This is a genomic window from Microbacterium saperdae (assembly GCF_006716345.1).
GTDB lineage: Bacteria > Actinomycetota > Actinomycetes > Actinomycetales > Microbacteriaceae > Microbacterium > Microbacterium saperdae.
Genome location: NZ_VFOX01000001.1, coordinates 177,457 through 194,729, shown reverse-complemented (window position 1 = coordinate 194,729; position 17,273 = coordinate 177,457). Strand labels below are relative to the sequence as shown.

17 protein-coding genes are annotated in these 17,273 nt (G+C 70.2%); 8 read left to right on the top strand and 9 right to left on the bottom strand.

Features of this window, described 5'->3' with window-relative positions:
* Window positions 1-34: 34 nt before the first annotated feature.
* Window positions 35-3,718 carry a proline dehydrogenase family protein gene (locus FB560_RS00890; RefSeq protein WP_141870639.1) on the bottom strand — a complete coding sequence of 1,228 codons (3,684 nt, stop codon included), beginning with the start codon at window positions 3,716-3,718 and terminating at the stop codon, window positions 35-37.
* Between the two features lie 272 nt (window positions 3,719-3,990).
* Between FB560_RS00890 and FB560_RS00885 the strand changes: the two genes are divergently transcribed.
* From FB560_RS00885 to FB560_RS00870, 4 genes are all read left to right on the top strand, one after another.
* The gene (locus FB560_RS00885) at window positions 3,991-4,692 is read left to right on the top strand and encodes a hypothetical protein (RefSeq protein WP_141870638.1); all 702 of its coding nucleotides are present in this window, start codon (window positions 3,991-3,993) and stop codon (window positions 4,690-4,692) included.
* Window positions 4,693-4,775: 83 nt separating this feature from the next.
* On the top strand, window positions 4,776-5,471 hold the full coding sequence (locus FB560_RS00880; RefSeq protein ID WP_141870637.1) for a hypothetical protein: 696 nt from the start codon (window positions 4,776-4,778) through the stop codon (window positions 5,469-5,471).
* Window positions 5,468-6,028 (top strand): DUF4352 domain-containing protein, encoded by a 561-nt coding sequence (locus tag FB560_RS00875; RefSeq protein WP_141870636.1) that lies wholly within the window; start codon window positions 5,468-5,470, stop codon window positions 6,026-6,028. The genes FB560_RS00880 and FB560_RS00875 overlap by 4 nt, the downstream gene beginning before the upstream one ends.
* Window positions 6,028-6,618, top strand: coding sequence for a hypothetical protein (locus tag FB560_RS00870; RefSeq protein WP_141870635.1), 591 nt, complete (start codon window positions 6,028-6,030; stop codon window positions 6,616-6,618). Before FB560_RS00875 ends, FB560_RS00870 begins: the two co-directional genes overlap by 1 nt.
* Here the strand turns inward: FB560_RS00870 and FB560_RS00865 are convergent.
* Together FB560_RS00865 and FB560_RS00860 are read right to left on the bottom strand one after the other, a co-directional pair.
* Window positions 6,573-7,973 carry a hypothetical protein gene (locus FB560_RS00865; RefSeq protein WP_141870634.1) on the bottom strand — a complete coding sequence of 467 codons (1,401 nt, stop codon included), beginning with the start codon at window positions 7,971-7,973 and terminating at the stop codon, window positions 6,573-6,575. The two genes, FB560_RS00870 and FB560_RS00865, sit on opposite strands and share 46 nt — an antisense overlap.
* Before the next feature lie 35 nt (window positions 7,974-8,008).
* Window positions 8,009-8,569 carry an acyl-CoA thioesterase gene (locus FB560_RS00860; protein ID WP_141870633.1) on the bottom strand — a complete coding sequence of 187 codons (561 nt, stop codon included), beginning with the start codon at window positions 8,567-8,569 and terminating at the stop codon, window positions 8,009-8,011.
* A gap of 130 nt (window positions 8,570-8,699) precedes the next feature.
* Here FB560_RS00860 and FB560_RS00855 point away from each other — a divergent pair, with 130 nt between their 5' ends.
* Window positions 8,700-9,206: a GNAT family N-acetyltransferase gene (locus FB560_RS00855; RefSeq protein ID WP_141870632.1), complete on the top strand. Its 507-nt coding sequence runs from the start codon at window positions 8,700-8,702 to the stop codon at window positions 9,204-9,206.
* A gap of 118 nt (window positions 9,207-9,324) precedes the next feature.
* Here FB560_RS00855 and FB560_RS00850 read toward each other — a convergent pair whose 3' ends face one another.
* The 3 genes from FB560_RS00850 to FB560_RS00840 are packed head-to-tail and all read right to left on the bottom strand — an operon-like array spanning window position 9,325 to window position 12,750.
* Entirely contained in the window at window positions 9,325-10,998 is a 1,674-nt protein-coding gene (locus tag FB560_RS00850) for a cytochrome b/b6 domain-containing protein (protein ID WP_141870631.1), read from the bottom strand.
* A gap of 2 nt (window positions 10,999-11,000) precedes the next feature.
* Entirely contained in the window at window positions 11,001-11,972 is a 972-nt protein-coding gene (locus FB560_RS00845) for an electron transfer flavoprotein subunit alpha/FixB family protein (RefSeq protein WP_141870630.1), read from the bottom strand.
* A 1-nt stretch (window position 11,973) separates the two neighbouring features.
* On the bottom strand, window positions 11,974-12,750 hold the full coding sequence (locus FB560_RS00840) for an electron transfer flavoprotein subunit beta/FixA family protein (RefSeq protein WP_141870629.1): 777 nt from the start codon (window positions 12,748-12,750) through the stop codon (window positions 11,974-11,976).
* A 140-nt stretch (window positions 12,751-12,890) separates the two neighbouring features.
* On the opposite strand from FB560_RS00840, the gene FB560_RS00835 reads away from it, so the two are divergent.
* The 3 genes from FB560_RS00835 to FB560_RS00825 are packed head-to-tail and all read left to right on the top strand — an operon-like array spanning window position 12,891 to window position 14,339.
* Complete coding sequence (locus FB560_RS00835) at window positions 12,891-13,427, top strand: MarR family winged helix-turn-helix transcriptional regulator (RefSeq protein WP_141870628.1); 537 nt, start codon at window positions 12,891-12,893, stop codon at window positions 13,425-13,427.
* A 1-nt stretch (window position 13,428) separates the two neighbouring features.
* Window positions 13,429-13,899, top strand: coding sequence for an SRPBCC family protein (locus FB560_RS00830; RefSeq protein ID WP_141870627.1), 471 nt, complete (start codon window positions 13,429-13,431; stop codon window positions 13,897-13,899).
* The gene (locus FB560_RS00825; protein ID WP_141870626.1) at window positions 13,896-14,339 is read left to right on the top strand and encodes a YdeI/OmpD-associated family protein; all 444 of its coding nucleotides are present in this window, start codon (window positions 13,896-13,898) and stop codon (window positions 14,337-14,339) included. Before FB560_RS00830 ends, FB560_RS00825 begins: the two co-directional genes overlap by 4 nt.
* Window positions 14,340-14,349: 10 nt before the next feature.
* Here FB560_RS00825 and FB560_RS00820 read toward each other — a convergent pair whose 3' ends face one another.
* The 3 genes from FB560_RS00820 to FB560_RS00810 form a co-directional block, all read right to left on the bottom strand.
* Entirely contained in the window at window positions 14,350-15,126 is a 777-nt protein-coding gene (locus FB560_RS00820; RefSeq protein WP_141870625.1) for an enoyl-CoA hydratase-related protein, read from the bottom strand.
* Between the two features lie 76 nt (window positions 15,127-15,202).
* Entirely contained in the window at window positions 15,203-16,090 is an 888-nt protein-coding gene (gene mmsB / locus FB560_RS00815; RefSeq protein ID WP_141870624.1) for a 3-hydroxyisobutyrate dehydrogenase, read from the bottom strand.
* Window positions 16,087-17,268, bottom strand: coding sequence for an acyl-CoA dehydrogenase family protein (locus tag FB560_RS00810; RefSeq protein WP_141870623.1), 1,182 nt, complete (start codon window positions 17,266-17,268; stop codon window positions 16,087-16,089). The genes mmsB and FB560_RS00810 overlap by 4 nt, the downstream gene beginning before the upstream one ends.
* Window positions 17,269-17,273: the final 5 nt, after the last annotated feature.

The window sequence follows — 17,273 nt, the reverse complement described above, 5'->3', positions numbered from 1 at the left end:
AGGGGTCAGGACACGCCGCGCGCCCGCCGCGGCCTCAGATCACGTCGCTGAACGTGCGGTCGGGGTTGCCGTAGCGGTGTGCGGTGATGCTGATGGACTGCTCGTGCACGAACGGCAGCAGCTCGATGCGCCCGGCGGCCGTCACCTCGCCGTCGTACACCGCGAGGTCGGGGTCGCCCTCCACCGCAGCGGCGAGCGCGGCGTGCAGGACAGCGACCGCATCGCGCGGGCCGACCAGACGCACCCGGTTCACCCGCGGTGCCGGAGTCGCCCCTGGCTCGACGGACTCCTCGCGGCGCAGCATCCGCTGCATCCACTCCTCGTCGCTCTCCAGGTGTACCGCGGCGTCGAGGTCTCCGAGCGCGTGACGCACCCCGGCGGGAAGCCCGACCGGGGTCGAGAGCGTGAAGGCGGCGCCGGCGCGCACCGCAGCGATCACGGCGCGCAGCAGATCCTGCAGCGGAGCATCGGCCGCGGCTCGGATCTCGACCGGCAGCGGCCGGTAGCGGAACAGGTTCCGCTCCACCCCGAGCCGCGACACGTCGCGCACCTGGCCGAACTCGCGGTCCCAGGCGAGCGCATCCGACAGGGCGGAGCGACGCAACCACTCGAACGTCTCGTACTCCAACGACGGTTGAGCGGATTCGATCAGCGCCGTGATCCGCGAGTCCAGGCCGCGCAGGTGCAGCGTGCTGGATGCCGCGGCTCCTGGCTGCGAGCGCCACGTGCCCAGCCCGATCAGGTAGTTCGGCCCACCGGCCTTCGCGCCGGGTCCCACCGAGGAGCGCTTCCATCCGCCGAACGGCTGCCGCTGCACGATCGCACCGGTGATGCCGCGGTTGACGTAGAGGTTGCCGGCCTGCACCCGGTCGAGCCAGAACGCCAGGTCGTCGGGGTTCTGCGTGTGCAGCCCCGCGGTCAGTCCGTAGGCGACCGCATTCTGCATCTCGACGGCTCGCGCGAGGGTCGGGGCGTGCATGATCCCGAGCACGGGTCCGAAGAACTCCTCGGTGTGGAACCGCGACCCGACCTGCACGCCGACGCGCACGCCGGGGCGCCACAGCCGCCCGCTCTCATCGTCGGCCGCGACGGCCGGTTCGATGAGCCACTGCTCGTCGCCCTCGAGCGCTGTCAGCGCCCAGGCCAGCTTGCCCTGCGGCTTCTCGATCACCGGGCCCACCTCGGCGAGGGGGTCGCTCGGCCATCCCACATGCAGCGAGCGCACGGCATCGGCGAGCTGTCGCGCGAAACGCTGCGAGCGGCCGACCGGCCCGACGAGGATGGCGAGGGACGCGGCCGAGCACTTCTGCCCTGCGTGCCCGAACGCGCTCTTCACGAGGTCGGCGACCGCCAGGTCGAGATCGGCCGACGGCGTGATGATGATCGCGTTCTTGCCGCTGGTCTCGGCGAGCAGGGGCAGATCGGGACGCCACGAGCGGAACAGCGCCGCCGTGTCCCAGGAGCCGGTGAGGATGACGCGGTCGACGGCCTCATGCGTGATGAGCGCCTGGCCGAGCTCGCCCTCCTCGATGTCGACGAGGGCCAGCACATCACGCGGTACCCCTGCCTGCCAGAGCGCCTCGGCGACGACCGCCGCACACCGTCGCGCCTGCGGGGCGGGCTTGAACACGACTCCCGATCCCGCGGCGAGCGCCGCCAGCACCCCGCCGGCGGGGATCGCGACGGGGAAGTTCCACGGCGGAGCGACCACGGTCACCGCCGCCGGTACGAAGGCCGCCCCCGAGATCGCGTCGAGTTCCCTGGCCTTGGCGGCGTAATACCGGGCGAAGTCGACGGCCTCGCTGACCTCGACGTCCGCCTCGGCGAAGACCTTGCCGGTCTCGGATGCTGCGACCTCGATCAGCTCTCCGCGGTGCGACTCGAGTGCGGCCGCCGCGCGCAGCAGCACCTCGGCGCGCTCGGCCGCGGGGCGCGACCCCCAGCTCGGCGCCGCATCCCGCACCTGACGGACGAGCTCGTCCAGCGTCCCGGCATCCTCGACGCGGGAGGTCGCGAGGGTGTCTACGCCGGCGGAGGAATCCGCGATGCGTTCGCGCACGTCCTGCGCCCACTCGCGGTTCGCGGCCAGCGCGGGGTCGGTGTCCGGTGCGTTCACGAAACCGGGAGCGCCACCGGCATCCGCGTCCAGCTCACGCGTCGAGTACACGGCCGTCTCGAGGAATGCTTCGCCATCGGAGCCGCGGGAGATGCCGAGCACCGCCTTGGTGAGGTCCGCTTCGGGCACCGGGGCGGCAGGCACAGGGCGCACCGCTTCGTGCATCGGGGCGAGACGGTTCTGGGTGCGCCGCGGGCCCCGCCAGAACGTCGGCTCGGTCGAGCGGTCCAGCGCATCGAGGAAGCGGTCCCGCTCACGGACGAACAGCGACTCGTCCTCGTCCAGCCGGAGCGCAGCCGACAGGAAGTTGTCGGGCGAGGCGCTCTCCTCGAGCCGCCGCACCAGGTAGCTGATGGCCACGTCGAACTCGGCGGGCGCGACCACGGGCACGTACAGCAGCACGGCTCCGACCTCGCGGGAGACCGCCTGCACCTGCCCCTGCGCCATGCCGAGCAGCATCTCGAACTCGATCTCGTCGCGCACACCGCGCTCCCCCGCGAGCAGCCAGGCGTAGGCGATGCCGAACAGGTTGTGCCCGGCGATGCCGAGGCGTACGGCGGCGGTGTTCTCGGGCTGCAGTGCCCAGTCGAGGCAGCGCAGGTAGTTCGCATCGGTGTCGAGCTTGGTGTCGTAGGTCGCGGGCGTCCAGCCGTGGATCTTCGCCTCGACCTGTTCCATCGCGAGGTTGGCGCCCTTCACCAGACGCACCTTGATGGGGGCGCCGCCGTACTCGACGCGCTCGCGCGCCCACGCCGTGAGCTCCTGCAACGCGGGCAGCGCATCGGGCAGATAGGCCTGCAGCACGATGCCCGCCTCGAGTCCCTGCAGTCGCGGATCCTCGAGCAGGCGCGTGAACACCGCGATCGTGAGATCCAGGTCGCGGTACTCCTCCATGTCGAGGTTGATGAACGTGGGTCCGGCCCCGGCATCCTCCCCTGCCGTCAGGTACAACGGCAGCAGCCGTTCGACGACCTGATCGACCACGTCGTCGAACGCCCACATCGAGATGTGGCTCATGATCGCCGAGACCTTGACCGAGACGTAGTCGACGTCGGGGCGTCGGATCAGTTCGTGGATGCCGTCGAGCCGGCGCTTCGCCTCTGCCTCTCCGAGCACGGCTTCGCCCAGCAGGTTGAGGTTGAGGCGGACGGCGGCCCCTGAGCCGGTCGAGGGGTCACGCAGCTTCGCGATGGCCGGTCCGAGCTTCGCCGGTCGCGCATCGACCACGAGGTGTCCGACCATGTCACGCAGCACCCTGCGCGCGATCGGCACCACGGGCGAGGGCAGCAGGGGCGCGACGCCGCCGCCGAGACGCACGGCTCCGCGCAGGTACCAGGGCAGGAAGCCGGGCACGTCCGGGGCGATGCGGTGCAGCTGAGATGCCGCGGCACCGAGACTCTCCGGACGCATCACGCCGTCGACGAAACCGAGGGTGAACGGCAGACCACCGGCATCCTGCAGGACGCCGGCGAGACGCTCTGCGGCGGGATCGACGTCGGCGGCACCGGCCTCGATCACCCAGCGACGAGCGAGATCGACGGCGCGTTCGGCAAGGGGAGCGGATGCCTCGGCATCAGCGGAGGATGACGACGACTCGACCATGGGCCCAGCCTAGGACTCGAACAGCTCCTGATCCGCGAGCGGAGCCGCGTCTCGACCGGATGACGCGAGCGACCGCAGGCCATGCGCGCCGGCACGGTCTGCCTGCGGCGGCCACCGGAGATCCCCACCACTGGGGATACCGCGACGATGCGCGGATTCGTAGCCTTTTCTGGAATGCCCGAGAGCCCGCTCAGGCACACGACGCCCAGAGGCCGCACCGCCATCCGCTGCGGTTCGGCGCGCCACGGGGACGCACGCACCAGGGGGAGACCATGACCGAAGAGATGCCAGACGACGCGGAGGCGACGCCGCCCCCTCCCACCAGGCGCACGGTGGTCCGCGCTGCGGCCTGGTCGCTGCCCGTCATCGCGGCGGCGGTCGCGACGCCCCTGACGGCGGCGTCGACAGCGGCGCTTCCGGCGTGCGCGTTCCTTCCGGCGACGTCGGCGGCATGGGCGCTGGAGGATCCTCGGTCCGGTCGGAACCAGGATGCCGGCGCCAACAACTCCTGGCGCACGGTCGATGGACGCCTCGGCTACCGCCAGTACAACGACAACTTCTACCGCGTGACGAATGCCGCCGCGGTGGACTACGTCAGTGCGATCACCGCGACCTTCGACGCGGTGGCCGGCGTGACGTATGTCTTCACGTTCTCTCTGCTCGGCAACCTTGCGGCGGCGACGACGCAGGTCGTGACCACGATGGACGTCGCGGTCGGCGGCATCCGGCAGCAGCGCTTCTCGACCAAGCCCGCCCAGTCAGCCGGCACCCAGGTCCCGATCGGGCCGGTCAACGCGACCACCGGCAGCCAGCAGTTCTCTCTCACGTGGATCGCCCCGAGCTCGGGCCCGACGACCTTCGAGTACATCTGGACCATGCCACCGGTCGCGGCGACCGGGATCACCTACAACGACGACATCTGGGTGAGCCTGCCCCTCATCTCGCAGCCGGATGGCTGCGTGCCGTCCGCCTGAGCCTCGGCCCGGTTCGCTCGGCGCCCGCTGCCGGACGAGAACGTCACACCGTCCGTCAGCTGTCGCCGCTCTATGCTGTTGCCGTGACCACGACACCGCCGGAGAGCAGCACCCCCGACGGCGATTCCGCTGCGGTGGCGGCCGCCAACGCCGGGGCCCGCGCGAAGGTGCTCGCCTGGGCGCGGCGCAGCATCGATCTGATCCCCACGTCCTGGCTCCTCACGGCCGGCGGGGCGGCGCTCCTGGCGACCACGGCACTCTTCGGCGGCCTGCAGGCCGCGGCCGTCGATCCCCTCCCTGAACTCGCCGCCGGCGACACCTTCTCCGGGTCGGATCTCGAGATGACGGTCGTGGGAGTCGAGCTGCGCAGCGACCGCGGCAACGCCTACGTGTACCCCGACGAGGAGAAGAACGAGCGGGTGCTCGTCGTGACGGTCGACGTCGTCAACACCTTCCCGACCCCGCGCATGTCCGTCTCGGGCGGGAAGAACCCGCCGGTGATCGACGGCATCCGCGTGGACGGGATCGATGAGCCCGCATCGGTCTCGCGCGCGGATGACGGCCTCGGCTCACCGATGCTGCAACCCGATGTGCCCGCCCGTCTCCTCGTCGCCTGGATCGTCGGCCCCGACGACTTCCATGACGGCGAAGAGATCACTCTGACGTTGCCCGACTCCACTCACTATGTGGGGAAGAGCGTGATGCGGGGCGACTACTGGGACGAGGTCCGCATCGGCGCGACCGTGACGACGACGATCCAGGAGGTGACGACGCCGTGAAGAAGCACATCCTGGTCTGGCTGCTCACCCTCACACTCCTCGTGGTCGCGTGGGGTGTGTCGAAGGTCACACTGCCCGACGACTCGACGATCGCGCCCTTCCCCGTGGCCGCGACGGTCGGCGAGCAGGCGGTCACCCGCAACCTCGCCGTCACCGTCACGGATGTGCGCCTCGCGAACCGGGTGACGGATGCCAAGGGCTGGAGCGCGGAGGGATCCTGGCTCGTCGTCGATCTGGAGGCCGCCTCCGTGGTCACCCAGGAGCTGGGGACCCTCTCCCTCGCGCAGCTGGTCATCGGCGACCGCACCTTCAGCGCGACCGACCGTGGTACCACGTTGGTCGATCAGCGCCTGATCACCGGCGTCCCTCGATCCGGGAGCCTTGCGTTCGAGCTCCCCCAGGACGCGCTCACCGGTAGAGCCACGCTCCGCCTGGGCGTGCCGAGCGGTTCGTATCGCGAAGTGCTGCTCGACGGTGTGATCGACCTCCCCATCGCTCTCGACGACCTGCCCGTCGATGCCGAGGTGCTCCTGGATGAGAACGGGTGGGCCCGGTGATGACGATTCCCATACCACCCGCGCCCCCGACGCCCGCGACACCCGTCAGCGAGCCGGCGAAGCCCGTCTCCTGGTGGCGCAGCAACAGACTCGCGCTGGTCGCGCTGGCCGTGCTCGCCCCGGCGACCGTGGCGGGGATCGGCTGGCACGAGTGGTTCCAGTACTACGGGTACGGCGCGCGTCCGTTCGCGCCGGTCACCGTCGACGAGGACGAATCCGCCGAGCTGGCCGGAGCGACCTGGGGTCCGGTGCGTGGCGGCGAGCTGGATGACCTCACCGGCCTCGATGTACCGGCAGGCGCCACGGTGATCGCGGTCGGCGTGCCGGTCGACCCCGACGCGAAGGGCGTCGGCTGCATGGATCCGGTGCTCGTCGATCAGCAGACGGGACGGGAGTGGAAGTCGGCGCGTTCGCAGATCGGGCTGCTCTCGCATCCGGACGAACCGGAGATCTGCGTGTCGGACACGGCGGCGCCCTACGAGCTGATCCTGCCGTTCGTGGTGCCGGATGACGTCGAGGGCCCGTTCTGGGTCGACATCGCTCCCTACAAGGCCGGCGGGTCCTTCGTGAGGTTCTCGCTGGAACGCTGACCGCCGACGACGTCCCGCGCCGGGGCGGAGACCACCGCCGCGGCCACGGCATCGACCGACGACGGCAGCAGACCGGCGGCGTCGGCCACCGCCCGCACCTCAGCCTCCGCGGGCGAGAGGCCCGCATCCTCCGTGCGCTCCTGCTGCTTGCGGCGCAGACGGCCGAGGGTCGCGTCATAGGCGCCACTGATGACGGCGATCCGCACCGGCTCCATCAGCAGCAGCGGGACGAGGGACACGAGGGGTGTGGCGATGGCCCAGAAGAAGTAGTCGTGCGGACCGACCAGCCGTGTGACACCGAACGCAAGGAACGACTCCGCCGCCTTGACGATCACGTACAGCAGCGCATAGGACGCGACCAGCAGCGGGCCCGCCCGCCACATCAGCAGCAGCGCGCGCCCGATCGGGCGGAAACGCGCGCCGAGCTCATCGCCGAGGTCCTTCAGCCGCCGCACCAGAGGATTCGGGATCACCGCGGCGTGCTCACGGATCCGGGCGACCAGTTCGCTCTCCACCCGGAGCTTCTCCGCGACGATCGCCTGTCCGAACACGACACCGGCGATGGTGAGCCAGGCGAGCGGCGCGATCAGCACGGGTCCCGCCTCCGAGAGCACCCATCCGATGCCGTCCCACAGCCACCGCAGCGGCGCGATCGCATCGAGGATCTGTTCGCGCACCGTCTCGAGGAACGCCATCGCGGCGCGGCTGTCGACCCAGGCCTTGATCGCGTCGAAGATGTCGCCCAGCAGGAGCACCGAGAAGAAGACCCACACGACCTCGAAGTAGACCGCGACCGGCGACAGCCAGGAGGCCAGTTTCGACGACCATTTCGACCACGCCCAGCGACCGGCGAACGCGAGCACGATGATCGCGACCGTCCAGCCGTTGAGAGGCAGATTGAGCACCGTGTCCTGATCGCTGATCGGAGGCTCCCCGTTGAACCCCGCCACGGCGGTGATGCTGCTTCGCACGGCGAGCGCGCGCGATGAGTACGCCCGCACATCCTCGCCCAGGAGCCCCTGTGCCCAGTAGACCGCGAAGAAGGGGAGGATGCCGGTGAGCAGCGCCGACAGGAAGGTGCGTCGGCGGTCGACGGCGGACTCCGGGAGCGGAGCGACCTCCTGCAGATTGCGCAGTCCGTCGCGCAGCACGAGGAACATCGCGACGAGGCTGACCAGTCGCGCGAGGATGGCCAGCGGGAGCACGAGGAACCCGAGGGTGGCCGAGGAGGCGCCGATCGTGCCGGCGATCTGGGTGATCGCGTAGTGCACCAGGACTCCGGCCAAGTACCACGCCATCAGCGCAGGCCAGTGCCTCCAGAGCACGTGACCCGCGGTCTTCAGGATTGCCAGCACCCGCCTAAGTTATCGCGAGGAGGGCATCGTGCGGATCAGTGCCAGACGCTCGGTGCCGCGCTGCGGGTCGGCGGCAGGGCGGACGCCGCGGCCCAGTCGTGGATCCACTCGTCGATCTCCGGCACGCCCTCGGGCTTGCCGAGGGCGCCGAACAGCTCCTCGTGCGACACCGTGCCGCCGCTGCGGCGCAGCATCCGGGCCCGCACGATGACCTTGGCATAGACCTCGCCGTCCACGACCGCGCGATGCTCGAGGAACAGCGCCTTCTCGTCGTGACCGACGAATCTCGACTGCACGTCGAAGCGCTGCCACAGCTCGAGCGACTTGCGGAAGGTGACGGTCTCGCTCGAGACGACCGCGTACCAGCCGCGTTTGTTCATCGCGTCGAACAGGCCGGTGCGGATCAGGAGGTCCCAGCGCCCGAGGTCGAACAACGACAGATAGCGGCCGTTGTTCATGTGCCGCAGGATGTCGATGTCGGTCGGCAGCGTCGTCAGGCGGATGCTGCCGACGGCGTTCGGTTCGAGGGTCTTGCCCCGTCGTACGCGACGCCGAGCGCCGAGGATCACCAGGAGAGTGCGCCAGATCACGTTCACGAGGATCGATCGTAGCCAGAAGTGCATGAATCGCGAATACCGTTGTCGGAAACCTCCAGTGCGCGCGGGTGCGAGTAGGAGGGCATCCGCTCGATTTCCTGATCACGGGAGCCACGCGTAGAGTCGCCGCATGAGCGCCGAAGCCCAGCCTGAAGTCATTGTCCGTCCGGTCCGTGATGTGGATGCGGAAGCCCTTGGTCGCGTGCACGCCCAGTGCTGGCACGAGACCTACGACCACCTGATCAGCAAGGCCGCGCTCGAGAAGGTGTCCCCCCGCCGCATGGCGGAGCTGTGGACGCACTGGGCTTCTCAGGGCCCGGACTTCAAGATGAACGCCGCGCTCGTCGACGGCGAGATCGTCGGCTTCGCCGGCTCCGGTCCCGCCCGCGACAAGGATGCTCCCGCGTTCCGCGAGCTGTACTTCATCTATCTGCTCGACGCCTGGCACTCCACCGGCATCGGCCAGAAGCTGTTCGATGCGGCCGTCGAGAAGGACGAGCCGCTGTACCTGTGGGTCGCGGAGGACAACCCTCGCGCGCACCGCTTCTACACGCGCAACGGCTTCGCCCTCGACGGCGCTCAGCACACCGAGCCGTTCCTCGGCGAGACGCTGACCGAGGTCCGCTTCACCCGCTGACCCGCGCACGGGGTCGCCGAGACCCATCCGTGACGCCGAGACCCACCGCCGCAGATGTCTGTGACGGTGGGTCTCGGCGTTGGCGGTGGGTCTCGGCGACGGAGCGGATGCACCCGGCTCAGCGTCCGGAGACGGTGCCCATCGTCTTGGCGATCGGCGCCAGCACCAGCGGACGCGCGGCGAACCATGCCCCGGCGATCACCACGAGGGATGCCACGAACACCCAGAATCCGGTCCAGGTGACGGCGTCCTGCGAGGCGTACATGTGGTTGAGGTTGCGCAGGAATCCGGTGAGCATCACCAGCGCCACGTGGGCGATGATGAACGCCACGAAGTACAGCATCACCGGGAAGTGCAGGGCGCGGGCCCACTCCACCGGATACGCCTTCGACAGCCCCTCGGCCTTCTTGGGCCACATGCCCGACATGCGGAAACCGGTGATCGCCGCGAGCGGCGCCGCCAGGAACACCGTCGCGAAGTACGCGAGCTGCTGCAGGCTGTTGTAGTTGTTCCAGCCGTTCTCATGCGGCCAGTCGAACGAGACGTACTGCAGCGCCGCCGACAGCGCGTTCGGGAAGACCTCCCAGCTGGTCGGCACGATGCGCACCCAGTGCCCGGTGACGATCAGCAGCACCACGAAGATCACGCCGTTGACGAGCCACAGGATGTCGAGCGCCTGGTGGAACCAGAGCGTCAGGCTGATCTTGCCCTTGGGGTTGTTGCGCGGCGACCAGAACACGGTCGGCCGCTTCTCGCTGCGCACCCGCAGACCGGAGCGGATGATCAGCACCATCAGGAACACGTTGAAGAAGTGCTGCCAGCCGATCCAGGGTGCGAACCCGGGGGCGACCGCGATGGGCGACTCGTACTCGCCGGGGAACGCCGCGAGGAAGTCCTGCATGAACGGGAAGCTCAGCAGCGTGCGCACGAACGCGATCACGGCCCCGGCGAGCACGCCGAGTGCGGCGGCTCCCATGAGCACGGCGATCGCCTGCGGCCAGGTCGGACGAGGGCGAGCGGATGCCGGTGCCGGCGCCGCAGGAAGATGCCGCGGAGCACTGCCGTCCCACACCGTGCGCGTCCCGCGCAGCGGGGTGTCGATGTCGGAGGCGAGCACGCTCGCGCGCGCTGCGGGCACGGCCACGGCCTGCGCCCCCGAACCGGTCGAAGGGCCGTCCGCCACCACAGCCTGCGCCTCTGCACCCGTCGAAGTGCTCGCCCGCATCGGAGCGGTGTCGGCCGGGGGCCATGGCTCCCCACCAGCGACTCGCGGGAGGCCGCGGCGCACCATCGTGGCGGCGGCTGCTGCTGCGACCGGCGCCGCCGCTGCACCTGCCGCAGGCTCGGCGGGTGCCGCTGTGGCTGGTACCGCGACGGCGGTCGGCGGTGTCACGGCCGCTGCCGTGGGCGCCTCCCGGGGAGCGGATGCATCCACCGGTGCCGGGGGCGGCGAAACACTCGCGGGGGCAGCGGTCGCCTCGGCAGGAGGCCAGGGCTCACCGCCCGGCACGCGCGGGAGCCCCCGACGGAGCCGGAGCACGGTGGTCGGCGAGGCTGGAGACGTTTCGACCGGCTCCGCGACCGGCGCGGGCGCCGCGACCGGCGCGGGTTCAGCGACCGGCGCGGTCTCCACGACCGACGCAGACGCAGCGACCGAGACCGGGGGCCCCGAGCTCGTCGAAGGGTCCACGCCCGCGACGGCGGCAGCAGCATCCGCGATCTCGACAGCGGGCGGCCAGGGTTCCCCGCCCGCCACACGCGGCAGCCCGCGCCGCAGCATCCGCGTCGCCATGCCTACTTCTTCCGCGCCTCGAGGGCGGCGATCACCTGGGGCACGACCGTGAACAGGTCGCCGACGATGCCGAAGTCGGCCACGTCGAAGATCGGCGCTTCGCCGTCCTTGTTGATCGCGACGATGGTCTTGGAGGTCTGCATGCCCGCGCGGTGCTGGATCGCACCCGAGATCCCGAGCGCGACATACAGCTGCGGCGACACCGAGACACCGGTCTGCCCCACCTGATGCGACTGCGGGATGTACCCCGCATCGACGGCGGCACGAGAGGCTCCGACCGCGGCGCCGAGCGCGTCGGCGAGCTCCTCGACGAGCACGAACTTCTCCTTCGAGGCGAGTCCGCGGCCGCCCGACACGACTCTGGTCGCGCCGCGCAGCTCTGGCCGCGAGGAGGCGACCTCGACGGCCTCGATCGCACCGGCCGTAGCGGCGACAGCACCCGACGCGGCGACCTCGATCACCTCGACCGTGGGCGAGGCGACGGCATCCGCTCGGGCATCCACCGCTCCCTGGCGCACCGTGATCACGGGCACGCCGAACGTCGGCGCGGAGTCCACCAGGTAGGCGCCGCCGTAGACCGAGTGATGCGCGACGATGCCCTCGTCGTCGCGGGACAGCCCGATCGCGTCGACCGACAGTGCGCTCTTGGTGCGCACCGCGAAGCGACCGGCGACATCACGACCGGCGATGGAGTTCGATATCAGCACGGCGTCCGGTCCGACGCGGTCGAACGCGGCCTGCAGGGCGTCGACGATCGGCACGGTGAGTGCGGCCTGATCACCTTCCGCGGTGAGCACGAACGCGGCGCCCGCGGCGGCGGCCTGATCGACGGCAGCCTGCGTGCCGCCGACGACGAGCACGACCGGCGACCCCACGGTGGAGGCGGCGCCGATCAGCGCCGCGGTGCTGCTCGCGGCGTTGCCCGCGGGATCGACATCGACCAGGACCAGGATCGGGTTCTCGGGATACGTCATCTCACACCAGCCTGTTCTGCACGAGGTACTCGACCAGCTTCGTGCCGGCATCGCCTTCGTCGGTGATCTTCACGCCCGCAGCGCGCGGCGGCTTCTCCGCCACCGCGGTCATGATCGTGCGAGGTGCCGCTGCGGGGTCGGCGGAGACGTCGAGGTCTGCCAGCGACAGCACCTCCAGCGGCTTCTTCTTCGCGGCCATGATGCCCTTGAAGTTGGGGAAGCGCGCGTCGGGCAGCGCCTCGGTGATCGAGATCACGGCCGGCAGCGCCGCCGAGACCTGCTGGGCACCGGCGTCAGCGGCACGACTGCCGGAGACGGCATCCGCGGTGATCTCGACGGACGAGAGCGCCGTGACCTGCGCGTATCCGAGGTGCTCGGCGAGCATCGCCGGGAGCACACCGCCCGAGCCATCCGTCGACAGGTTTCCGGTGATCACGAGATCGGGTCCGCCGCGACGGATGGCGGCGGCCAGCACCTCCGCGGTGAGTCCGAGATCGGCACCGGCGAGCGCGGGATCGGCGATGTGCACGGCGGATGCCGCACCGATCGCGAGCGCCCGACGGATCGACGCGGTCGACGTCTCGGGAGCCATCGAGAGCGCCACCACCTCGACGCCCTCGTTCTTGTCGGCGTGGCTCAGTGCGACCTCGAGCGCTCGTTCCGTGATCTCGTCGAGGACGACGTCACCGGCCGCACGATCGGCCAGCCCGGTCTCGAGATTCAGCTTGCGATCGCCATAGGTGTCCGGCACCTCTTTGACCAGGACGAAGATCTTCATCGATTGCTCCTCACGACTGCTCCGATTCTAGCCCCGCGACACTGAGTGCCACCTCTGTTGCGACGCAGATCCACCCTGCGCGCGAACTGCTCCCGTCGCGCCGCAGCCGCGACACCGGCCCCCGCCGGTAGCGTAGAGGCGTGGTCCGATCCCGCCCGCTGCCCGTTGATCCGCTCGCCGAGGCGAAGCGGCAGTGGATCGCGCACGGATGGTCGGATGCCGCCGACGGCATGGCCGTGGTCACCTCGGTCATGCGGGCACAGCAGCTGCTGCTCGCCAGGGTGGATTCCGCGCTCAAGCCCTTCGCGCTGAGCTTCGCCCGCTACGAGGTGCTGCGTCTGCTGGCGTTCAGCCGTGCCGGGCGCCTGCCGCTGTCGAGCGTCGTGGCACGACTCCAGGTGCACGCGACCACGGTGACGAGCACGGCGGACCGGCTCGTGCGCGACGGTCTGATCGTTCGCGAACCGCATCCCCACGACGGCAGGGCGGCGCTTCTCGCCCTGACCGATGAGGGACGCGATCTGGTCGAGCGCGCGACGACGGCGCTCAACGCCGATGTGTTCGCCGCGCCGGGCATCAGCTCCGCGGACGCCGCGGAGCTCGTCGCGATCGTGGCGCGGCTCCGCAAGGGCGCCGGCGACTTCACCGAGCCGCGTCCGCTTCCCGAGCCGCTCTGACATGGCGCGGTTCGTGCTCGAGACGGTCATCGCTGCGCCGCCTGCCCTCGTGTTCGCGGCGTCCCTCGACCCGGACCTGCACGTGCGGTCGATGGCTCGATACGGCGAGACGATGATCGAGGCGCCGGCGGGAAACCGGTTCGCGGAGGGCTCGACGGTGACCTGGAGAGCTCGCCATTTCGGGATCCCGTTCCGGCTGCGCACGATCGTGTTCGACATCGATCCGCCGCGCGGGTTCCGTGACCGCCAGCTCGCCGGTCCGTTCGGTTCGTTCCTGCATGAGCACGTCTTCGAAGAGCATCCGCGCGGCACGCTGATGAGCGACAGGATCACGTTCCGCTCCCCGCTCGGGCCGCTGGGGCGCGCGGTCGACGCGCTGTTCCTGCGCTCGTACATGCGCCGACTCATCGCGGAGCGCAACGCTGCCCTTGTCTCCGAGATCGAGGGCCGCGGGCGTACGCTGACGGCATGAGCGAACTGCGACTTCACACCGTCCTCACCGGCCGTGGTCCTGCTGCGGCGATCCTGCTCAGCGACGAGCAGGTCGCCTCCCTCGGCGGAGGCAAGGCCTTTCCTGTGGTCGTCACGATCGGCGGGCAGACCGCGCGACTGCGGCTGGCGCGTATGGGCGGCGAGAACATGATCGGCTTCAACAAGGCCGTCCGCGCCGAGCTGGGGCTCGAGATCGGCCAGGAGGTCGATGCCGTGATCCGGGTGGATGCCGCCGAGCGCACGGTCGAGGTGCCCGCCGCACTGGCCGAAGCCCTCGACGCCGACCCCGCGCTGCGCGCCGCCTTCGACGCGCTGAGCTACTCGGTCCGCAAGGAGCACGCCCGCACGGTCGCCGACGCCAAGCAGGAGGAGACGCGCGACCGGCGCATCGCCAAGATCGTCGAGTCGCTGCGCGGCTGAGAGGGACACGTCAGCGGTTCTCGAACCGGGGCGCGCGCTTCTCGCGGAAGGCGGACATGCCTTCCTTCTGGTCCGCCGTGTCGAACAGTGCGGCGAACGCGCGCTTCTCGTGAGCCAGCCCCTCGGCGAGGGTGGTCTCCATCGCGGTATCCAGCGCGGCCTTCGCGGCGTACAGCGACGGCAGGGACTTCGAGGCGATGGTCTCGGCGAGCGTGGTCGTCTCGGCGAGCAGATCGGATGCCGGAACCACCCGCGAGACGAGCCCGGCCCGCTCGGCCTCCTCCGCACCCATGAACCGACCGGACAGCACGAGCTCCGCCGCCTTGTAGTAGCCGACAGCGCGGATCAGTCGCTGCGTGCCACCCATGCCGGGGATGACTCCGAGGTTGATCTCCGGCTGGCCGAACTTCGCGGTGTCCGCCGCGAGGATGATGTCGCACATCATCGCGAGCTCGCAGCCGCCGCCGAGCGCGAACCCGGAGACGGCGGCGATGACCGGGGTGCGCACGGCAGCGAACGCATGCCAGACGCCGAAGTGGTCGGTCTCGAGCATCTCCGCGCCCGACATCCCCTCCATCTCCTTGATGTCGGCACCGGCCGCGAACGCCTTCTCGGATCCGGTGACGACGATCGCGCCCACGCCGTCATCGGCGTCGAACGCGAGCGCGGCGGCCGTGACCTCATCCGCCAGGCGGCCGTTCAGCGCATTCAGGGCCTCGGGGCGGTTCAGGGTGATCCACCCCACCCGCCCGCGCTGCTCGACCAGGATCGTCTCGTACTCGGTCATGTCGTTCCCGCCTCCACGTCGTCGTCTCCCCAGTATCGTCGCGTTCCGTATCGTCGCGACTCTCGACCGGGCAGGATCACACCCGGTCTTCGCGGATGTCGGTGATGATCCCCGAGAAGTCCCGACCCGCGCCGTCGCCGGCCGCGAATGCGGCGTAGATCTGCTGCGCCAAGCGGCCCATCTGCGCATCCGTCGCTGTCTGCTCGATCGCCTGCAGCGCGAGTCCGAGGTCCTTCGCCATCAGGGCCCCGGCGAACCCGGGCTGGTAGTCGCGATTGGCCGGACTCGTCGGCACAGGTCCCGGTACCGGGCAGTTCGTCGTGATCGACCAGCACTGGCCCGACGCCTGCGACACCACGTCGAACAGCGCCTGGTGCTCGAGTCCCAGCCGTTCGCCGAGCACGAAGGCCTCGGCGACCGCGATCTGCGAGACCGCGAGCACCATGTTGTTGCAGACCTTCGCGGCCTGGCCGAGCCCCGGGCCCCCGCAGTGCACGATGCGCTTCCCCATGACCTCGAGCAGCGGCAGCGCCGCCGCGACGTCGTCATCCTCACCGCCGACCATGAACGCGAGTGTGCCGTTCTCGGCCCCGACCACGCCGCCCGAGACGGGCGCATCGATGTTGCGGTGGCCGGCGGCGATCGCGAGCGCATGCGCCGCCCTCGCCTCGTCGACCGCGATCGTGGAGGATTCGATGAAGAGCGTTCCGGGTCGCGCCGCGGCGAGCAGCTCACCCCGGTAGGCGTCGATCACGTGCTTGCCCGCCGGGAACATCGTGATGACCACGTCCGCATCGGCGACGGCATCCGCCCCGCTCGCCGCGACCGGGATGCCGGCCTCTCCGGCCGCGGCGATCGCCGCAGGCACGAGGTCGAAGCCGTGCACCTCGTGCCCGGCGGCGACGAGGTTCTTCGCCATGGGCAACCCCATGTGGCCGAGCCCGAGGAAGGCGATGCGGGTCATGATGCGCTCCGGACGGAAGTCGCTCCGGAGGGCCGCAGCATCTCGCGGCCGACGATCAGCCGCATGATCTCGTTCGTCCCCTCCAGGATCTGATGCACCCGCAGATCGCGCACGACCTTCTCGATGCCGTAGTCCTGCAGATAGCCGTAGCCGCCGTGCAGCTGCAGCGCCCGGTTCGCGACGTCGAAGCCGGCATCGGTCGCGAAGCGCTTGGCCATCGCGCAGCGCATCGTGGCGTCGGGGGCGTGCGCGTCGACCGCTTCGGCGCCGTCACGGACCATGAGCCGTGCGGCCTGCAGGTCGGTGCGCATGTCGGCGATCGCGAACAGGATCGACTGCTTCTCGGCGAGCGCCTCACCGAACGCCACCCGCTCGTGCACGTACTGCACGGCGCGGTCGAGCGCCCACTGCGCTCCCCCGAGCGAGCAGGCGGCGATGTTGAGGCGGCCGCCGTTCAGCGCCGACATCGCGATCGCGAAGCCGCGCCCCTCCTCGCCGAGGAGAGCGGATGACGGCACCCGCACGCCGTCGAGGACGACCTGTCGGGTGGGCTGCGCGTGCCATCCCATCTTCTTCTCGGGAGCGCCGAAGCTCAGCCCCTCGGCGTCACCGGCGACCAGGAACGCACTGATGCCGCGAGCGCCGGCCTCGCCCGTCCGGGCCATCACGACGTAGACCGCGGCTTCACCGGCTCCGGAGATGAACTGCTTGACCCCTGTGAGCACGTAGTCGTCGCCGTCGAGGACTGCGCTCGTCGCGATGTTCGCCGCGTCGGACCCGGCGCCGGGCTCGGTCAGGCAGTAGCCGCCGAATTCCGACATCACGGTCAGATCGGGCAGCCACCGCGCGATCTGCTCATCGGTGCCGTAGGTGTCGATCATCCAGACCACCATGTTGTGGATCGAGATGTAGGCCGCGACCGCGGGGTCGCCCTTGGCGAGCTCTTCGAAGATCGCGACGGTGTCGACGCGGGCCAGGCCGGCACCGCCCGATTCCTCGCGCACGTAGATGCCGCCGAGCCCGAGCTGTCCGGCCTTGCCCAGCGACTCGCGCGGGAAGATGTGCTTCTCATCGCGTTCGGCGGCGAAGGGCGCGAGCTCGGTCTCGGCGAATTCGCGGACGGCTCCGAGGATCGCCTCGCGTTCCTCGGCGGTGGTGGCAGTGGTGGTCATGGTCATGTCGA